This window comes from Pseudomonas sp. C8002, assembly GCF_013385765.1.
GTDB lineage: Bacteria > Pseudomonadota > Gammaproteobacteria > Pseudomonadales > Pseudomonadaceae > Aquipseudomonas.
This window is the reverse complement of record NZ_JACAPJ010000008.1, coordinates 82,894-97,258: the sequence shown is the minus strand read 5'-3', so window position 1 is coordinate 97,258 and position 14,365 is coordinate 82,894. Positions and strand designations below refer to the sequence as shown.

The window sequence follows — 14,365 nt, the reverse complement described above, 5'->3', positions numbered from 1 at the left end:
TCCCACATTGAATATGCGCCAGCCATTCAAAACCTTTTTGACAGCACAGCAATTCAACAGGTTAGAATCGCTGGCACGCAGACTGCATGGTCAGTTTGCGCCTCGTCTTTCCTGCTCATGGAGTACTGCCTTTGAATGCGACGACCATCAACAGCCTGTTCTTGATCGGCGCGTTGCTGGTAGGTGCGAGCATTCTGGTGAGTTCTCTTTCGTCCCGCCTGGGGATTCCGATCCTGGTAATCATCCTGGCCGTGGGCATGATCGCCGGCGTCGACGGCGGCGGCATCATCTTCGATAACTACCCGACTGCCTACCTCGTGGGCAACCTCGCCCTGGCCGTGATCCTGCTCGACGGCGGACTGCGAACGCGGGTAGCCAGTTTCCGTGTAGCCCTCTGGCCTGCGTTGTCCCTGGCGACGGTCGGGGTGCTGATCACCACCGGCCTCACCGGCATGGCAGCCGCCTGGCTGTTCAACCTCAACATCATTCAAGGCCTGCTGATCGGCGCCATCGTCGGCTCCACGGACGCCGCAGCGGTGTTCTCGCTGCTGGGCGGCAAAGGCCTGAACGAACGGGTCACCGCCAGCCTGGAAATCGAATCCGGCAGCAACGACCCGATGGCGGTGTTCCTCACCGTCACCCTGATCGACATGCTCGCCAGCGGCCAGACCGGCCTGCACTGGAGCCTGTTGGGCCACCTGATCCGCGAGTTCGGCATCGGCGGCATCATCGGCCTGGGCGGCGGCTGGTTGATGCTGCAGATGGTCAACCGGATCAACCTGGCCAACGGCCTGTACCCGATCCTGGTGATTTCCGGCGGCCTGGTGGTGTTCGCCCTGACCAACGCCTTGCACGGCAGCGGTTTCCTCGCCGTTTACCTGTGCGGCCTGGTGATCGGCAACCGCCCGGTGCGCAGCCGGCACGGCATTTTGCATATGCTCGACGGCATGGCCTGGCTGGCACAGATCGGCATGTTCCTGGTGCTGGGCCTGCTGGTCACGCCCCATGATTTGCTGCCCATCGCGCTGCCGGCCCTGGGCCTGGCGCTGTGGATGATTCTCTTCGCACGGCCGCTGTCGGTGATTGTCGGCCTGCTGCCGTTCAAGGCCTTCCATGGCCGAGAGAAAGCCTTTATCGCCTGGGTCGGCCTGCGCGGTGCGGTACCGATCATTCTGGCGGTGTTCCCGCTGATGGCCGGCCTGCCCCACGCGCAGCTGTACTTCAACCTGGCGTTCTTTATCGTGCTGGTGTCGTTGCTGGTGCAGGGTACGAGCCTGCCGTGGGTCGCCAAACTGTTGAAAGTGACGGTACCGCCAGAGCCGGCGCCGATTTCCCGGGCGGCCCTGGAAGTGCACGTCACCAGCGAGTGGGAGCTGTTCGTCTACCGCCTGGGCGCCGAAAAATGGTGCATCGGCGCCGCCCTGCGGGAGCTGAAAATGCCCGAAGGCACGCGGATCGCCGCGCTGTTTCGTGGCCAGCAACTGCTCCATCCGTCGGGTAGTACGGTGCTCGAAGTCGACGATCTGCTATGCGTAATCGGCCATGAACACAACTTGCCGGCCCTCGGCAAACTGTTCAGCCAGGCACCACAACGGGGCCTCGACCTGCGCTTCTTCGGTGACTTCGTCCTGGAAGGCGACGCTCAGCTGGGCGCGGTTTCGGCCCTGTACGGGCTCAAGCTCGAGGGCATCGACCCGGACATGCCACTGAGTCGTTTCATCACCCAGAAAGTCGGCGGTGCGCCCGTGGTCGGCGACCAGGTGGAATGGAACAACACCATTTGGACCGTCGCGGTCATGGACGGGAACAAGATCGGCAAAGTCGGCGTCAGATTCCCCGAAGGAAGTCGCCCGGGCCCCGGACTCTTCCTCTAAACTGCGGGGCGACGGCGCGCCAGTCGATGTCGGGACGCCCCCTATTTTTCACCTTGCTCGACCGGTCTCTATGACAACCCTGCGCACTTTTCTCGCCACTGCCCTGCTGGGCCTGACTCTCTGCGTCGGCACCGTACACGCGGCCGACCCGCCCAGCATCGATTCCGTCCAGCAAACCCTGGACAAGCTGCCGGACCGCAAACTGCCCGACGCCGACATGAAGGCGCTGCAAAGCATCCTGCAGCAAACGCTCACCTTCCTGGGCAACCAGCAGGACTACCAGCAGCGCCTGGTGGACCTCAAGCGCCAGCTCGAAGACGCGCCGCGCCAGACCGTCGACAACCAGCGCGAACTGACCCGCCTCAAGGCCACCAAGGTGATTCCGGTCGCCCAGCGCTACGCCACCTTGCCGGTGCCGCAACTTGAACAACTGCTGGTGCAGCGCACCACCCAGCAAGGCGACCTGCAAAAGGAACTGGCCGACGCCAACAGCCTGACCATCGCGGCCCAAACCCGTCCCGAGCGCGCCCAGACCGAAATCAGCAGCAGCCAGACACGTATCCAGCAGATCAACGCGACTCTCAAGGCAGGCAAGGACAACGGCAAGACCCTCAGCGGCGACCAGCGCAACCAGCTGAATGCCGAGTTGGCCGCCCTCAACGCCCTGATTCCCCTGCGCCGCCAGGAACTGGCCGGCAACAGCCAACTGCAAGACCTGGGCAACAGCCAGCACGACCTGGTGCTGGAAAAGACCGCGCGCCTGGAGCAGGAAATCCAGGACCTGCAAACCCTGATCAACCAGAAACGCCTGGCCCAGTCCCAGGAAACCGTGACCCAGCAGTCCATCGAAGCCCAGAAGGCCGGTGGCAGCAGCCTGCTCGCCACGGAAAGCGCGGCCAACCTGAAACTGTCCGACTACCTGCTCAAAAGCACTGACCGGCTCAACGAGCTGACCCAGAAAAACCTGCAAACCAAGCAGCAACTGGACAGCGTGACCCAAAGCGACTCGGCGCTGGACGAGCAGATCAACGTGCTCAAGGGCAGCCTGCTACTGTCCAAGATCCTCTACAAACAGAAGCAGGCCCTCCCGCGCCTGACCGTGGACCGCGACCTGGCGGATGACATCGCCAACATTCGCCTGTACCAGTTCGAGGTCAATCAACAGCGCGAACTGATCAGCACCCCGAGCACCTACGTCGACAGCTTGCTGGCCAACCAGCCGGCCGACCAGGTGACGCCACAACTGCGGCGCACCCTGCTGGAACTGGCGATCACCCGCAGCGACCTGCTGGAACGTTTGAGCCGGGAACTGAGCGCACTGCTCAACGAATCCATCACCCTGCAACTGAACCAGAAACAACTGCTGAGCACCGCCACCACCTTGCGGGCGACCCTCGACGAACAGATGTTCTGGATTCCCAGCAACAAGCCGCTGGATACCGAATGGCTGGAAACCGTACCGGCGCACCTGAGCAAACAGGTCAATACCCTGCCGTGGGCCTCCAGCGTCAGCGAGCTGTATGACGGCCTGACCCAGCGCCCGCTGCTGTTCCTGCCCCTGCTGTTGTTGATCGGCGCGCTGCTGTGGCGTCGCAGCTACCTGTATGCCCGGCTGAAAAAAATCCATATGGACATCGGCCACTTCAAACGCGACAGCCAGTGGCACACGCCGGTGGCGATCCTGGTGAATATCGCGCTGGCGATGCCGGTGGCCCTGGGCCTGGCACTCTGCGGCTATGCGTTGCAGATCGACGCCCGCGGGCAAAACGCCAACCTCGGCGCCGCCCTGCTGCAGATCGCCCAGGCGTGGCTGGTGTTCTACACCGCGTATCGGATCCTCGCGCCCGGCGGCGTCGCCGAATTGCACTTCCGCTGGGAAAAACCCCAGGTCGAATTCCTCCAGGGCTGGGTACGCAAGCTCGGGCTCGTGGTACTGGCGTTGGTGGCCGTGGTGGCCATCGCCGAGCATCAGCCGGCAGCGCTGGCCGACGATGTGCTGGGCATCGGCGTGGTACTGACCTGCTACGCACTGATGGCGTGGCTGCTCGGGCGCCTGCTGCTCAACAGCCCGACTCATGAAAAAGCCTCGCTGTTTCGCAAGGCCGTGGGCCTGGTTTTTACGGCACTGCCGGTGGCGCTGTTTATCGCCGTATGTTTTGGCTACTACTACACCGCCCTCAAGCTCAGCGACCGGCTGATCAACACCTTGTACCTGCTGATGTTCTGGCTGGTGATCGAAGCCACCTTCGTACGTGGCCTGGGCGTTGCGGCACGGCGCCTGGCCTATGCGCGGGCCCTGGCCAAACGCCAGGCCGCCAAGGAAGCCGGTGAGGGTGAAGCAGTGATCGAAGAGCCGACCCTGGACATCGAACAGGTCAACGAACAGTCGATGCGCCTGATTCGCCTGGCGCTGCTGGGCGGCTTTATCGCTGCGTTGTACTGGGTATGGTCCGACTTGATCTCGGTGTTTTCCTACCTGGACAACGTCACCCTCTACGAATACACCAGCGGCACCGGCGCCAATATCAGCATGGTGCCCATCAGCATCGGCGACTTGCTCGGCGCCCTGATCATCATCGGCATCACCTTCGCCCTGGCGCGCAACCTGCCCGGCCTCCTGGAAGTGTTGGTGCTGTCCAAGCTCGACCTGGCCCAGGGCAGCGCCTACGCCACCACCACCTTGCTGTCCTATGTGATTGCCGGCGTAGGGTTTGTCTCCACCCTGTCGACCCTCGGCGTGAGCTGGGACAAGTTGCAATGGCTGGTGGCCGCGCTGTCGGTGGGGTTGGGTTTCGGGATGCAGGAAATCTTCGCCAACTTCATCTCCGGCATCATGATCCTGTTCGAGCGGCCGGTACGGATCGGCGACACCATCACCATCGGCAACCTGTCGGGCACGGTGAGCAAGATCCGCATCCGTGCCACCACCATCACCGACTTCGACCGCAAGGACATCATTGTCCCGAACAAGACGTTCATCACCGGGCAACTGATCAACTGGTCGCTGACCGACACCATCACCCGGGTCACCCTGAAGCTGGGCGTGGACTACGGCTCGGACCTGGACCTGGTGAAGGAATTGCTGCTCAAGGCCGCCGCCGAAAACCCACGCGTGTTGAAGGACCCGGCGCCCCACGTGTACTTCCTCAACTTCGGTGAAAGCACCCTCGATCACGAACTGCGCATGCATGTACGGGACCTGGGCGACCGCAACCCGGTGATCGATGAGGTCAACCGCTTCATCAACCGCGAGTTCAAGAACCACCACATCAACATCTCGTTCCGGCAGATGGAGGTTTACCTGAAGAACCTGCATGGCCAGGAATACAAGCTGGTGCCGGTGGAAGAAGAAAACCGGACCATCCTGCCGCCCGCCCAGGACCAGGACCTGCCCGAGCCGCCGCCCGCCAAACTCGACTAAACGCGCTCTCCCCAGCAGAATGGTCGGACATTCTGCTCAGGAGATGGCCGTTGAAAGCCCTCGACGAACTGACCTTCGACAACCGCTTCGCCCGCCTGGGCGACGGCTTCTCAACCCATGTGCTGCCCGAGCCCATCGACGAACCGCGTTTAGTGGTGGCGAGCGAGGCAGCCATGGCGCTGCTGGATCTCGACCCCGCCGTGGCCGAAACACCGGTATTTGCCGAGCTGTTCGGCGGGCACAAGCTGTGGGCCGAGGCCGAGCCGCGGGCGATGATCTATTCCGGGCATCAGTTTGGCTCGTACAACCCGCAACTGGGGGATGGCCGCGGATTGTTGCTGGGCGAGGTGTACAACCAGGCCGGCGAGCATTGGGACCTGCACCTCAAGGGTGCCGGGCAAACCCCGTACTCGCGCATGGGCGATGGTCGTGCGGTGTTGCGCTCGTCGATCCGGGAGTTTCTGGCGTCGGAAGCACTGCATGCGCTGGGCATTCCCAGCAGTCGTGCGCTGTGTGTGATCGGTTCCACCACGCCGGTGTGGCGCGAGAAACAGGAGCGCGCCGCCATGGTGCTGCGCCTGGCCCACAGCCATGTGCGCTTTGGGCATTTCGAATATTTCTACTACACCAAGAAGCCTGAATTGCAGAAGCAATTGGCGGAGCACGTGCTGTCCCTGCACTTCCCGGAATGCATGGAACAGCCCGAGCCGTACCTGGCGATGTTCCGCGAAATCGTCGAGCGTAATGCCGAGATGATCGCCAAGTGGCAGGCCTATGGGTTCTGCCATGGAGTGATGAACACCGACAACATGTCGATCCTCGGCATCACCTTCGACTTCGGGCCGTTTGCATTTTTGGACGATTTCGACGCGCAGTTCGTCTGCAACCACTCCGACCATGAAGGGCGTTATTCCTTCAGCAACCAGGTGCCGATCGGGCAGTGGAACCTGAGCGCACTGGCCCAGGCGTTGACGCCGTTTATCAGCGTCGAGGCGCTGCGGGAAACGCTGGGGCTGTATCTGCCGTTGTTCCAGGCCCACTACCTGGACCTGATGCGCCGCCGACTGGGCCTCACCACCGCCGAAGATGACGATCAGAAACTGGTGGAGCGCCTGCTGCAACTGATGCAGAACAGCGGCGTCGACTACACCCTGTTCTTCCGCCGGCTGGGGGATGAATCCGCCGCATTGGCCGTGGCGCGGTTGCGCGACGACTTTGTCGACCTCAAGGGGTTTGACGGGTGGGCGGATCTGTACAAGGCGCGCGTGGAGCGCGACGCCAGCGGCACAGAAGAACAGCGACGTGAGCGGATGCATGGGGTGAATCCGCTTTATATCCTGCGCAACTATTTGGCGCAGAACGCCATCCAGGCGGCGGAGCTTGGGGATTACAGCGAAGTGCGCCGGCTGCATGAAGTGCTGACCAAACCGTTTGAAGAGCAGCCGGGGATGGAGCAATACGCTCAGCGGCCGCCGGATTGGGGGAAGCATTTGGAGATTAGTTGTTCTTCATAGCGCGACCTAGATAAAGGTCTCCACTGAAACCCCAAAGCGCTCCGCCAGCCAACGAATCTGCCGCAGGTTGAGCTGGCGTTTGCCACTAAGTACTTCAGAGACAACCGACTGCGCACCAACGCCCGGGAGATCACTTTGGGTCAAGCCATGCTCTCGCATCATTGAACGTAGCACTTCAACGCCACTGGCAACGGGCATCGGCCGGTGCTCGAGATCGTAGGCCTCGATCCAGTCACTGAGGATATCCACCAGGCTCATGAGCGGGCTGGATTCATCTTCGCCTATCAGGTCCAGCAATTCGTCGAGGGCGCTGACCAAGGTATCGTAGTCCGCCTCGTTTCTTGGCTTGCGCAGCAATGACGAAACAAATTGCCAGTGTTCGGCAGCCTGCCTGATGAGTGCGCTCATCTGATTTTCTCCTTCCATTTACCTTGCTCATATTCACGGTGATCGAACAGGTACTTGATATAAATTCGTTGTACTTGGTAATGCACGAAGGCAATCAACCTCAGCTTATTGCCCCCGATGTCAAACACATGGAACTGCCCGACTTTGTCTGTTGCAGGGAACATTCCTTTCATCGACGCAAAGTCGGCGGGACTGTTGCGTTTCATTCTGCGATACCACTCATCCAGTGCCGTGGCTGAATGCGGCCATCTTTCTTTCGCTTCCCATATCCTTTTTTCGCTGATCACTCGCATGCAACATCCTTATCGCATCTTGCTATGAAGGTTAGTCTTGCCGAAAAAATATCGCAATCTGCGATATTCCTTGGCGGACCAGTGGCGCAATTCCAAGCACCCTTCAACAGCCTAGATACGCCGCGATAGAAGTCACCACCAAAAATGTGAACGCGTACGTCACTAGCGTCGAACCTTGATAAACACCCTTCCCGGCTCCAAATAGAACCCATTGGCCACTTTCACGGAGCCCAGCATGTCCGACTCTCTAGTAATCCCCTGCCCCCACTGCAACGGTCTTAACCGCATCCCCAATGAACGCCTGGGCGATGCGCCTAAATGCGGGCGCTGCAAGCAACCGGTGCTGCTGAGCAAACCCTTTGAGCTGAAACAGGGCGATTACGCCAGCCAGATCAAGGGCGACCTGCCGTTGCTGGTGGACGTGTGGGCCGAATGGTGCGGGCCGTGCAAGTCGTTTGCACCGGTGTTTGAGCAGGCCGCCGGGCAGTTGGCCGGGAAGTGCCGATTGGCCAAGCTCGATAGCGAGGCCAATCAGCAGTTATCCGCTCAGTTGGGGATTCGCTCGATTCCCAGCCTGATCCTGTTCAAGAATGGCCGGGAAGTGGCGCGTCAGAGCGGTGCGTTTCCGTTACCGCAGTTGATGAGCTGGCTGCGCAGTCAGGGCGTTTGAGGTAGCGGGACGCCCCGGTCCATCACATGCCCCATCAGCAATACGCCCAATTCGCTCAATTGATGAATGGCCAACGCGACATCGCGCTGCTTGCCGGTGAGGTCGTCGGAAAGGTCGAGCAAGAGGGTGGTGACTGAGGAGAAGGTTTCGTAGGTATTGAGGATCAGGGTTTCGGTGGCTTGGCCGGGGCTGACTGTAAAAAGGTACGACGGGTGATTTGGAGTAGCTTTAAACATGGTCGACATTCCTGATTGGAGCCGCCATCTGATCGCTACTAAACGAATTAGGGTGGCAGCTGTACGCAGGTTAGTAGACCGGGAAATGTCGAAGCCGGCGCGCCCGAAGACGCCCTACGCACAGCTACCATCAAGCACAGACTCAGCGCCTGAAAGATGAAGCTTATGCACTTAACGACAAACACTCGGGCTACTAAACCCGATCACTGAGAATTCAGCGACCGAGCAACCTTAGAGACGCCCATCCAGACGCACAAGCCGGCGGATTCTGGCGTAACTGTAGGCAACGGCGCAAGACGACGATTTCCCTGTAGGAACAAAGACCAAATGTGGGAGCGGGCTTGCTCGCGAATGCGGTGAGTCAGTCAATAGAGAATTCGACTGATCCACCGCATTCGCGAGCAAGCCCGCTCCCACATGGGTGATGTATTGCCTGCTGGATCACGCGTTTTCCAGCAAGTTATGCAATTCCACAAACTGCTGTGTCAGCTTGTGCCGTGGGTCCAGGTGGATCAGCGGCATGTTCGCCTGGTGCGATTCACGCATGCGCACCGAACTGGTGAGGTACACCGGCAGTACCGGCAAACCTTCGGCAATCAATTCATCCAGCATCTGCTGCGGCAGGCTCGCCCGGGCCTGGAACTGGTTGACCACGATCCCTTCTACTTCCAGCCCTTCGTTGTGGTCTTCCTTCAATTCTTCGATCTCGGCCAACAGGCCATACAGCGCCTGGCGGGAGAAGCTGTCGCAATCGAAGGGGATCAACACACGATCAGCGGCAATCAGCGCTGAAACGGCATAGAAGTTCAGCGCCGGCGGCGTATCCAGGTAGATCCGGTCGTAGTCCTCGCTCAATTCATCCAGCAGCTTTCGCAGCTTGTTGATCTTGTGCTTGGCCTCGAGCTTGGGCTGCAGGTCTGCCAGTTCCGCGGTGGCGGTGATGACGTGCAGGTTGTCGAACGGGGTTTCGTAGATATCCACCTGGTTCTTCTTCGAAAACGGCCCGGAAGACAGGGTTTGCTTGAAGAAGTCGGCGATTCCCATGGGGATATCGTCGCCGGTCAGCCCGGTGAGGTACTGGGTAGAGTTAGCCTGGGCATCGAGGTCCACCAACAGGGTTCGATAGCCTTCGCTGGCGCTGACCGCCGCCAGGTTGCAGGCAATGCTGGACTTGCCAACACCGCCTTTTTGGTTGAACACCACGCGCCGCATGGAAAAACCTCCGTGTATCAATGAATGACCCGAGTGTAGAGGGCAAAAGCGCCCGTTAGCTACCTCGTTTGTTCCTGTACTACAGCATCAGAGGCTCTATCTCGCATAACAATTTCCCGTCTGTCCGACAAAGCAGGAATTGCCTGACACCTGCTGCCCTACCTGCATGATGGACAATCGGTAATTCTTTCCAGCGAATTTGTAATCATCCGTGAACAATTCTTTACCAAAGTTTGCTAGAACCCCGCAGCACCGGGATAATGCGCGCCATTCGGCGATTGCACCCTGTCCCGGTATTCGGGGCCAATGGCCGCACAAGGAAGCCCGCAGGGGCGGGATAACTTCTCAGTGATCAATTTCAACATCGCCCAATGGCGCGCCTGGGCTCCCGGGCTCGAAAGCGCGGACGACTGGCGTACCTGGTGCCGGCAGCCGATGTTGCTCGCCCGCAGCGACGCGGCACCCGACGTGTCCTTCCTGCCGGCCATGCAGCGCCGGCGCCTGAGCCGCCTGGCGCGCATGGCCTTCAGTGTGGGCTGGCCCCTGGCCGAAGGCTTGCAACAGTTGCCATTGGTGTTTGTTTCCCGTCACGGCGAAACCCCACGCACCCTCGATATTCTCAGCGACCTGGCCAACGACGAGCCCCTGTCGCCGACCCAGTTCAGCCTGTCGGTGCATAACGCGGTGATTGGCCTGTGGTCGATCCTGCGCAATGAAACCAGTGAAATGACCGCCCTCGCCGCCGCCGGCGATGGCCTGGAGCACGGCATGCTCGAAGCCGCTGCCCTGCTCAATGAAGGCGCACCGGCTGTATTGCTGATCATTACCGAGGAACAGCCCCCCGAAGCCTATGCGCGCTGGATCGAGGACGTGCCCTTCCCCTACGCCCTCGGCCTGCTGCTGACACCGGGCGACGAGTGGCAGCTGGAACTGAATACAGCCGCTGTCCAACCCACCACCAAAGCCCAGTGGCCCCACGCCCTGAACCTGCTGCGCACCCTGCTGAACGAACAGGGCGCCTGCCAACATGCCTGGAAGAACCGAGTATGGAACTGGCAACGCAAGTCCTGACCGAAAAGCCCCGGAAGGCCTACTACTGGCGCCTGTTCGCCACTGCCACCGCCTTCGCCCTGTTTGGCCTCGGCGGCCTGTGCCTGCGTGTCCTGGTGTTTCCGCTGCTCAGTTGCCTGCCGGGTGATGCCAAACAGCATCAGCGACGCGCCCGCCACACCATCAGCTGCCTGTTCTGGTTGTTTATCCGCATGATGACGCGCCTGGGCATCCTGACCTACAGCGTCGAAGGCGCGGAAAAGCTCGGCCGCCCGGGCCAGATGATCATTGCCAACCACCCATCGCTGGTGGACGTGGTGTTCCTGATCGCCCAGATGCGCCAGACCAACTGCGTGGTCAAGCAGAGCCTGTGGCAGAACCCCTTCACCCGGGGCCCGGTGCGCGACGCCGGCTACATCAGCAACGACGGCAGCGCCGACATGCTCGACGCCGCCGCCGATGCCCTGCGGGACGGCCAGACCCTGATCATTTTCCCGGAAGGCACCCGCACCTCACCGGGCCAGGCACCGACCTTTCATCGCGGCGCCGCCGCCATTGCCCTGCGCGGTGCAAGCATCATCACTCCGGTAGTGATCAAGGTCAGCCCCACCACACTGACCAAGGCCGAACCCTGGTATCGCATCCCGAATCGCCGCTTTCACTTCAGTTTGCGCGTGGGTGCCGATATAGAACCACAGGCGTTTGCCGCACAAGGGCCCGCGCCCCAGGCATCACGCAAGCTCAACGATTACCTGCACCAGTATTTTATTAAGGAGCTCGCCGAAGATGAGCGACCAACACCGCCTTGAGCACGACATAAAAACGCTGATCATCGAGGCCCTGGGCCTGGAAGACATCAGCGAGAGCGACATCGGCAACGAGCAAACCCTGTTCGGCGAAGGCCTTGGCCTGGATTCAGTCGACGCCCTGGAATTGGGCCTGGCGATCCAGAAAAAGTACGGCATCAAGATCGATGCCGACGCCAAGGACACCCGCAATCACTTCACCAACGTGGCCAGCCTCGCGGCGTTCGTCACGGCCCGACAGGCAGCTTGAGACCGTACCATGCAAACTCGTGACGATATTTTCAACACCTTGCGCGACGCCCTGGTGGAACTGTTTGAACTGGAACCGGAACGCGTCACGCTCGACGCCAACCTGTACCAGGACCTGGAAATCGACAGCATTGATGCAGTGGACCTGATCGACCACATCAAGCGCCAGACCGGCAAGAAAATCGCCGCCGAAGAGTTCAAGGCCGTGCGTACCGTGAATGACGTGGTCGAGGCGGTCTACCGTCTGGTTCAACCGGCCGCATGAGCCGGCTGATCGGCCTTGGCCTGTTGCTGGCGGGGCTGCTGTACCCTTTTGCGGTGTATTACGGCACTGAGCATTTTGCCCCGTGGCAATTTGGCCTGCTGCTGGGCAGCCTGTGGCTGTTGCGCGCCCTGACCGGCGCCAGGCGCCCGGGCAGCCGCTGGATGGCGGCGGCGATCATTGTCTTTTGCCTGCTGCTCGCCTGGTTCGACAACCCGCAGATGCTGCGCTGGTACCCGAGCCTGGTCAGCGCCTTCATGCTGGCACTGTTCGGCCTGAGCCTGAAATACGGGCCGCCGATGGTCGAGCGCCTGGCGCGCATGAGCGAGCCGCAACTGCCCGAAGAAGCGATTGTGTATACCCGCCAGGTCACCGTGGTGTGGAGTGTATTTTTCCTGTGTAACGGCCTGCTCGCCGCCGCGCTCACCCTGTGGGCGCCGCTGAGCTGGTGGACGTTGTACAACGGCATGATCGCCTACGGGCTGATGGGGCTGTTGTTTGCAGTGGAATGGCTGGTACGACAAAGGGTTCGAGGCCGCGTATGAATTGGTTGAATCTTGAGCACTTGCTGCTTGAGCCTGTGGAGCAGCGTTTGGTGACCACCGAACCTGCCCTGGATCACCCACACCTGTGGGAGAAGTCCCTGAGCCTGGCCGCCGGGTTGCAAGCCCGGGGCATCCAGCGCCTGGCGGTGTACCTGGAAGATGCCGGCTTGCTGGCGATCGCCCTGCTGGGTGCGTGGCGCGCAGGCGTCAGCGTGTTGTTGCCCGCCGACCTGCAACCACAGACGCGCCAGCGCTGGGACGATGCCGTCGACGCCTGGCTGACCGAGGCCGGCGACCTGGACGCGCTGTATCAAGCGCCATCAAGCGCCGCGGCCCTGGACCTGGACGCCTGCTGTCTGAGCCTGTGCACCTCCGGCTCCAGCGGCGAGCCCAAGCGCATCGACAAAACCCTGCGGCAGATGGCCAATGAAGTCCAGGCGCTGGAAACCCTGTGGGGCGCCGACCTCGGCGAGGCCTGCATCATCGGCAGCGTCGCCACCCAGCATATCTATGGCTTGCTGTTCCGGGTGCTGTGGCCGTTGTGTGCCGGGCGCACCTTTGTGCGCCAACAGTTGGCATTTCCCGAGGACTTGCAGCGCGCCAGCCGGGAGCATGCGCAATTTGCCTGGGTCGCCAGCCCGGCGCTCCTCAAGCGCATGGGTGACAACCTCGACTGGCCAGCGCTTACACCGGTCAAACGGGTGTTTTCCTCCGGCGGCGCCTTGCCCCTTGAAGCCGCCGGCAGCCTGCATCAGCGTTTGCAGCAATGGCCGACGGAAATCCTCGGCAGCTCGGAAACCGGCGGCATCGCCTGGCGCCAGGGCGAACAACCGTGGCAGCCGTTTGCCGACGTGCAGCTGAGCCAGGACGCCGACGGCGCCTTGCGCATCGCCTCGCCATACTTGCCCGCCGGCCATGTCGAACAGACCGCCGACGCCGCCACCATCCACGCCGACGGCCGCTTCGAATTGCTCGGCCGCCTGGACCGCATCGTCAAGCTGGAAGAAAAACGCATCTCCCTGCCGATGCTGGAACAGGCGCTGATGGACCATGCCTGGGTCGCTGAAACGCGCCTGGGCGTGGTGCAGGAAAACCGCGCCTCCCTCGGCGCCCTCGTGGTGCTCAGCGCAGACGGCTTGCATGCCCTGCGTAACCAGGGCCGGCGCACCGTCACCCAAACCCTGCGCCAGCACTTGAGCCAACACTGCGAAGCCCTGGCGCTGCCCCGCCGCTGGCGCCTGTTGCGCCAATTGCCGCTGAACACCCAAGGCAAGCTGCCCCAGGCCGACGTCGAAGCCCTGCTGCTGGCACCGCGCCCGAAAGCCCCGGAAGTACTGGAACAAGTCGAAGCCAACGGTGAATGGACCCTGCAACTGGCGATCCCGCCGGACCTCGCCTACTTCAGCGGCCACTTCCCGCAAACCCCGGTGCTGCCGGGTGTGGTGCAAGTGGATTGGGCGCTGAGCCTGGGCCAGCAACTGCTCAAGCTGCCGGGGCCGTTCGCCGGGATGGAGGTGCTCAAGTTCCAGCAACTGGTACGCCCGGATGACCGGATCGAACTGCACCTGCGGTTCGACCAGGAGCGCGGCAAGTTGTACTTCGCCTACCGCAATGAGGCGGCCGCCTGCTCCAGTGGGCGGATCGTGCTGGGGAGGGTCAGTGATTAAGCTTTTGTGGCGAGGGAGCTTGCTCCCGATGGAGTGCGCAGCACTCCCAACCCAGGCACTGTGGTTTATCAGGCAAATCGGTGTCGCCTGTGTTGGGGCCGCTTCGCAGCCCAGCGGGAGCAAGCTCCCTCGCCACGCACAGCGCTTGTGCCAATGGG

Annotated in this window: 14 protein-coding genes; 10 read left to right on the top strand and 4 right to left on the bottom strand. The window is 61.5% G+C overall.

Annotated features, from left to right (window positions below; translation table 11 throughout):
* The first annotated feature begins 131 nt into the window (after positions 1-131).
* The 3 genes from HX814_RS14250 (at position 132) to selO (ending at position 6,809) form a co-directional block, all read left to right on the top strand.
* Positions 132-1,874: a potassium/proton antiporter gene (locus HX814_RS14250; RefSeq protein ID WP_008439183.1), complete on the top strand. Its 1,743-nt coding sequence runs from the start codon at positions 132-134 to the stop codon at positions 1,872-1,874.
* 70 nt (positions 1,875-1,944) lie between these two features.
* Complete coding sequence (gene mscK, locus HX814_RS14245) at positions 1,945-5,295, top strand: mechanosensitive channel MscK (RefSeq protein ID WP_008439184.1); 3,351 nt, start codon at positions 1,945-1,947, stop codon at positions 5,293-5,295.
* 50 nt (positions 5,296-5,345) lie between these two features.
* Entirely contained in the window at positions 5,346-6,809 is a 1,464-nt protein-coding gene (gene selO, locus HX814_RS14240; protein WP_177008298.1) for a protein adenylyltransferase SelO, read from the top strand.
* 6 nt (positions 6,810-6,815) lie between these two features.
* Here selO and HX814_RS14235 read toward each other — a convergent pair whose 3' ends face one another.
* Entirely contained in the window at positions 6,816-7,217 is a 402-nt protein-coding gene (locus tag HX814_RS14235) for a type II toxin-antitoxin system HigA family antitoxin (protein WP_134325620.1), read from the bottom strand.
* Complete coding sequence (locus HX814_RS14230) at positions 7,214-7,510, bottom strand: type II toxin-antitoxin system HigB family toxin (protein ID WP_093202502.1); 297 nt, start codon at positions 7,508-7,510, stop codon at positions 7,214-7,216. Before HX814_RS14230 ends, HX814_RS14235 begins: the two co-directional genes overlap by 4 nt.
* A 235-nt stretch (positions 7,511-7,745) precedes the next feature.
* Here HX814_RS14230 and trxC point away from each other — a divergent pair, with 235 nt between their 5' ends.
* Positions 7,746-8,180 carry a thioredoxin TrxC gene (trxC, locus tag HX814_RS14225; RefSeq protein WP_003209402.1) on the top strand — a complete coding sequence of 145 codons (435 nt, stop codon included), beginning with the start codon at positions 7,746-7,748 and terminating at the stop codon, positions 8,178-8,180.
* Here trxC and HX814_RS14220 read toward each other — a convergent pair.
* Together HX814_RS14220 and HX814_RS14215 are read right to left on the bottom strand one after the other, a co-directional pair.
* Entirely contained in the window at positions 8,168-8,416 is a 249-nt protein-coding gene (locus HX814_RS14220; protein WP_177008297.1) for a DUF6124 family protein, read from the bottom strand. The two genes, trxC and HX814_RS14220, sit on opposite strands and share 13 nt — an antisense overlap.
* 441 nt (positions 8,417-8,857) lie before the next feature.
* A complete protein-coding gene (locus HX814_RS14215; RefSeq protein WP_003209397.1) occupies positions 8,858-9,628 on the bottom strand; it encodes a ParA family protein in 771 nt (256 codons plus the stop codon).
* A 348-nt stretch (positions 9,629-9,976) separates the two neighbouring features.
* On the opposite strand from HX814_RS14215, the gene HX814_RS14210 reads away from it, so the two are divergent.
* From HX814_RS14210 to HX814_RS14185, 6 genes are read left to right on the top strand one after another with little or no spacing between them, the layout of a single operon-like run.
* The gene (locus HX814_RS14210) at positions 9,977-10,699 is read left to right on the top strand and encodes a beta-ketoacyl synthase chain length factor (protein ID WP_087692510.1); all 723 of its coding nucleotides are present in this window, start codon (positions 9,977-9,979) and stop codon (positions 10,697-10,699) included.
* Positions 10,675-11,487, top strand: coding sequence for a 1-acyl-sn-glycerol-3-phosphate acyltransferase (locus HX814_RS14205; RefSeq protein ID WP_102367952.1), 813 nt, complete (start codon positions 10,675-10,677; stop codon positions 11,485-11,487). The genes HX814_RS14210 and HX814_RS14205 overlap by 25 nt, the downstream gene beginning before the upstream one ends.
* On the top strand, positions 11,465-11,734 hold the full coding sequence (locus HX814_RS14200; protein ID WP_008439197.1) for a phosphopantetheine-binding protein: 270 nt from the start codon (positions 11,465-11,467) through the stop codon (positions 11,732-11,734). Before HX814_RS14205 ends, HX814_RS14200 begins: the two co-directional genes overlap by 23 nt.
* Before the next feature lie 9 nt (positions 11,735-11,743).
* Positions 11,744-11,998 carry an acyl carrier protein gene (locus HX814_RS14195; RefSeq protein ID WP_003209389.1) on the top strand — a complete coding sequence of 85 codons (255 nt, stop codon included), beginning with the start codon at positions 11,744-11,746 and terminating at the stop codon, positions 11,996-11,998.
* Positions 11,995-12,540 carry a membrane protein gene (locus HX814_RS14190; RefSeq protein WP_008439202.1) on the top strand — a complete coding sequence of 182 codons (546 nt, stop codon included), beginning with the start codon at positions 11,995-11,997 and terminating at the stop codon, positions 12,538-12,540. The genes HX814_RS14195 and HX814_RS14190 overlap by 4 nt, the downstream gene beginning before the upstream one ends.
* Entirely contained in the window at positions 12,537-14,207 is a 1,671-nt protein-coding gene (locus tag HX814_RS14185; RefSeq protein ID WP_177008296.1) for an acyl-CoA synthetase family protein, read from the top strand. The genes HX814_RS14190 and HX814_RS14185 overlap by 4 nt, the downstream gene beginning before the upstream one ends.
* Positions 14,208-14,365: the final 158 nt, after the last annotated feature.

Coding starts and splice junctions, on each gene's coding strand:
- HX814_RS14195 (WP_003209389.1), top strand. CDS start 11,744: ATGCAAACTCGTGACGATATTTTCAACACCTTGCGCGACGCCCTGGTG.
- mscK (WP_008439184.1), top strand. CDS start 1,945: ATGACAACCCTGCGCACTTTTCTCGCCACTGCCCTGCTGGGCCTGACT.
- HX814_RS14220 (WP_177008297.1), bottom strand. CDS start 8,416: ATGTTTAAAGCTACTCCAAATCACCCGTCGTACCTTTTTACAGTCAGC.
- HX814_RS14235 (WP_134325620.1), bottom strand. CDS start 7,217: ATGAGCGCACTCATCAGGCAGGCTGCCGAACACTGGCAATTTGTTTCG.
- HX814_RS14205 (WP_102367952.1), top strand. CDS start 10,675: ATGGAACTGGCAACGCAAGTCCTGACCGAAAAGCCCCGGAAGGCCTAC.
- HX814_RS14230 (WP_093202502.1), bottom strand. CDS start 7,510: ATGCGAGTGATCAGCGAAAAAAGGATATGGGAAGCGAAAGAAAGATGG.
- HX814_RS14185 (WP_177008296.1), top strand. CDS start 12,537: ATGAATTGGTTGAATCTTGAGCACTTGCTGCTTGAGCCTGTGGAGCAG.
- HX814_RS14215 (WP_003209397.1), bottom strand. CDS start 9,628: ATGCGGCGCGTGGTGTTCAACCAAAAAGGCGGTGTTGGCAAGTCCAGC.
- trxC (WP_003209402.1), top strand. CDS start 7,746: ATGTCCGACTCTCTAGTAATCCCCTGCCCCCACTGCAACGGTCTTAAC.
- HX814_RS14200 (WP_008439197.1), top strand. CDS start 11,465: ATGAGCGACCAACACCGCCTTGAGCACGACATAAAAACGCTGATCATC.
- HX814_RS14190 (WP_008439202.1), top strand. CDS start 11,995: ATGAGCCGGCTGATCGGCCTTGGCCTGTTGCTGGCGGGGCTGCTGTAC.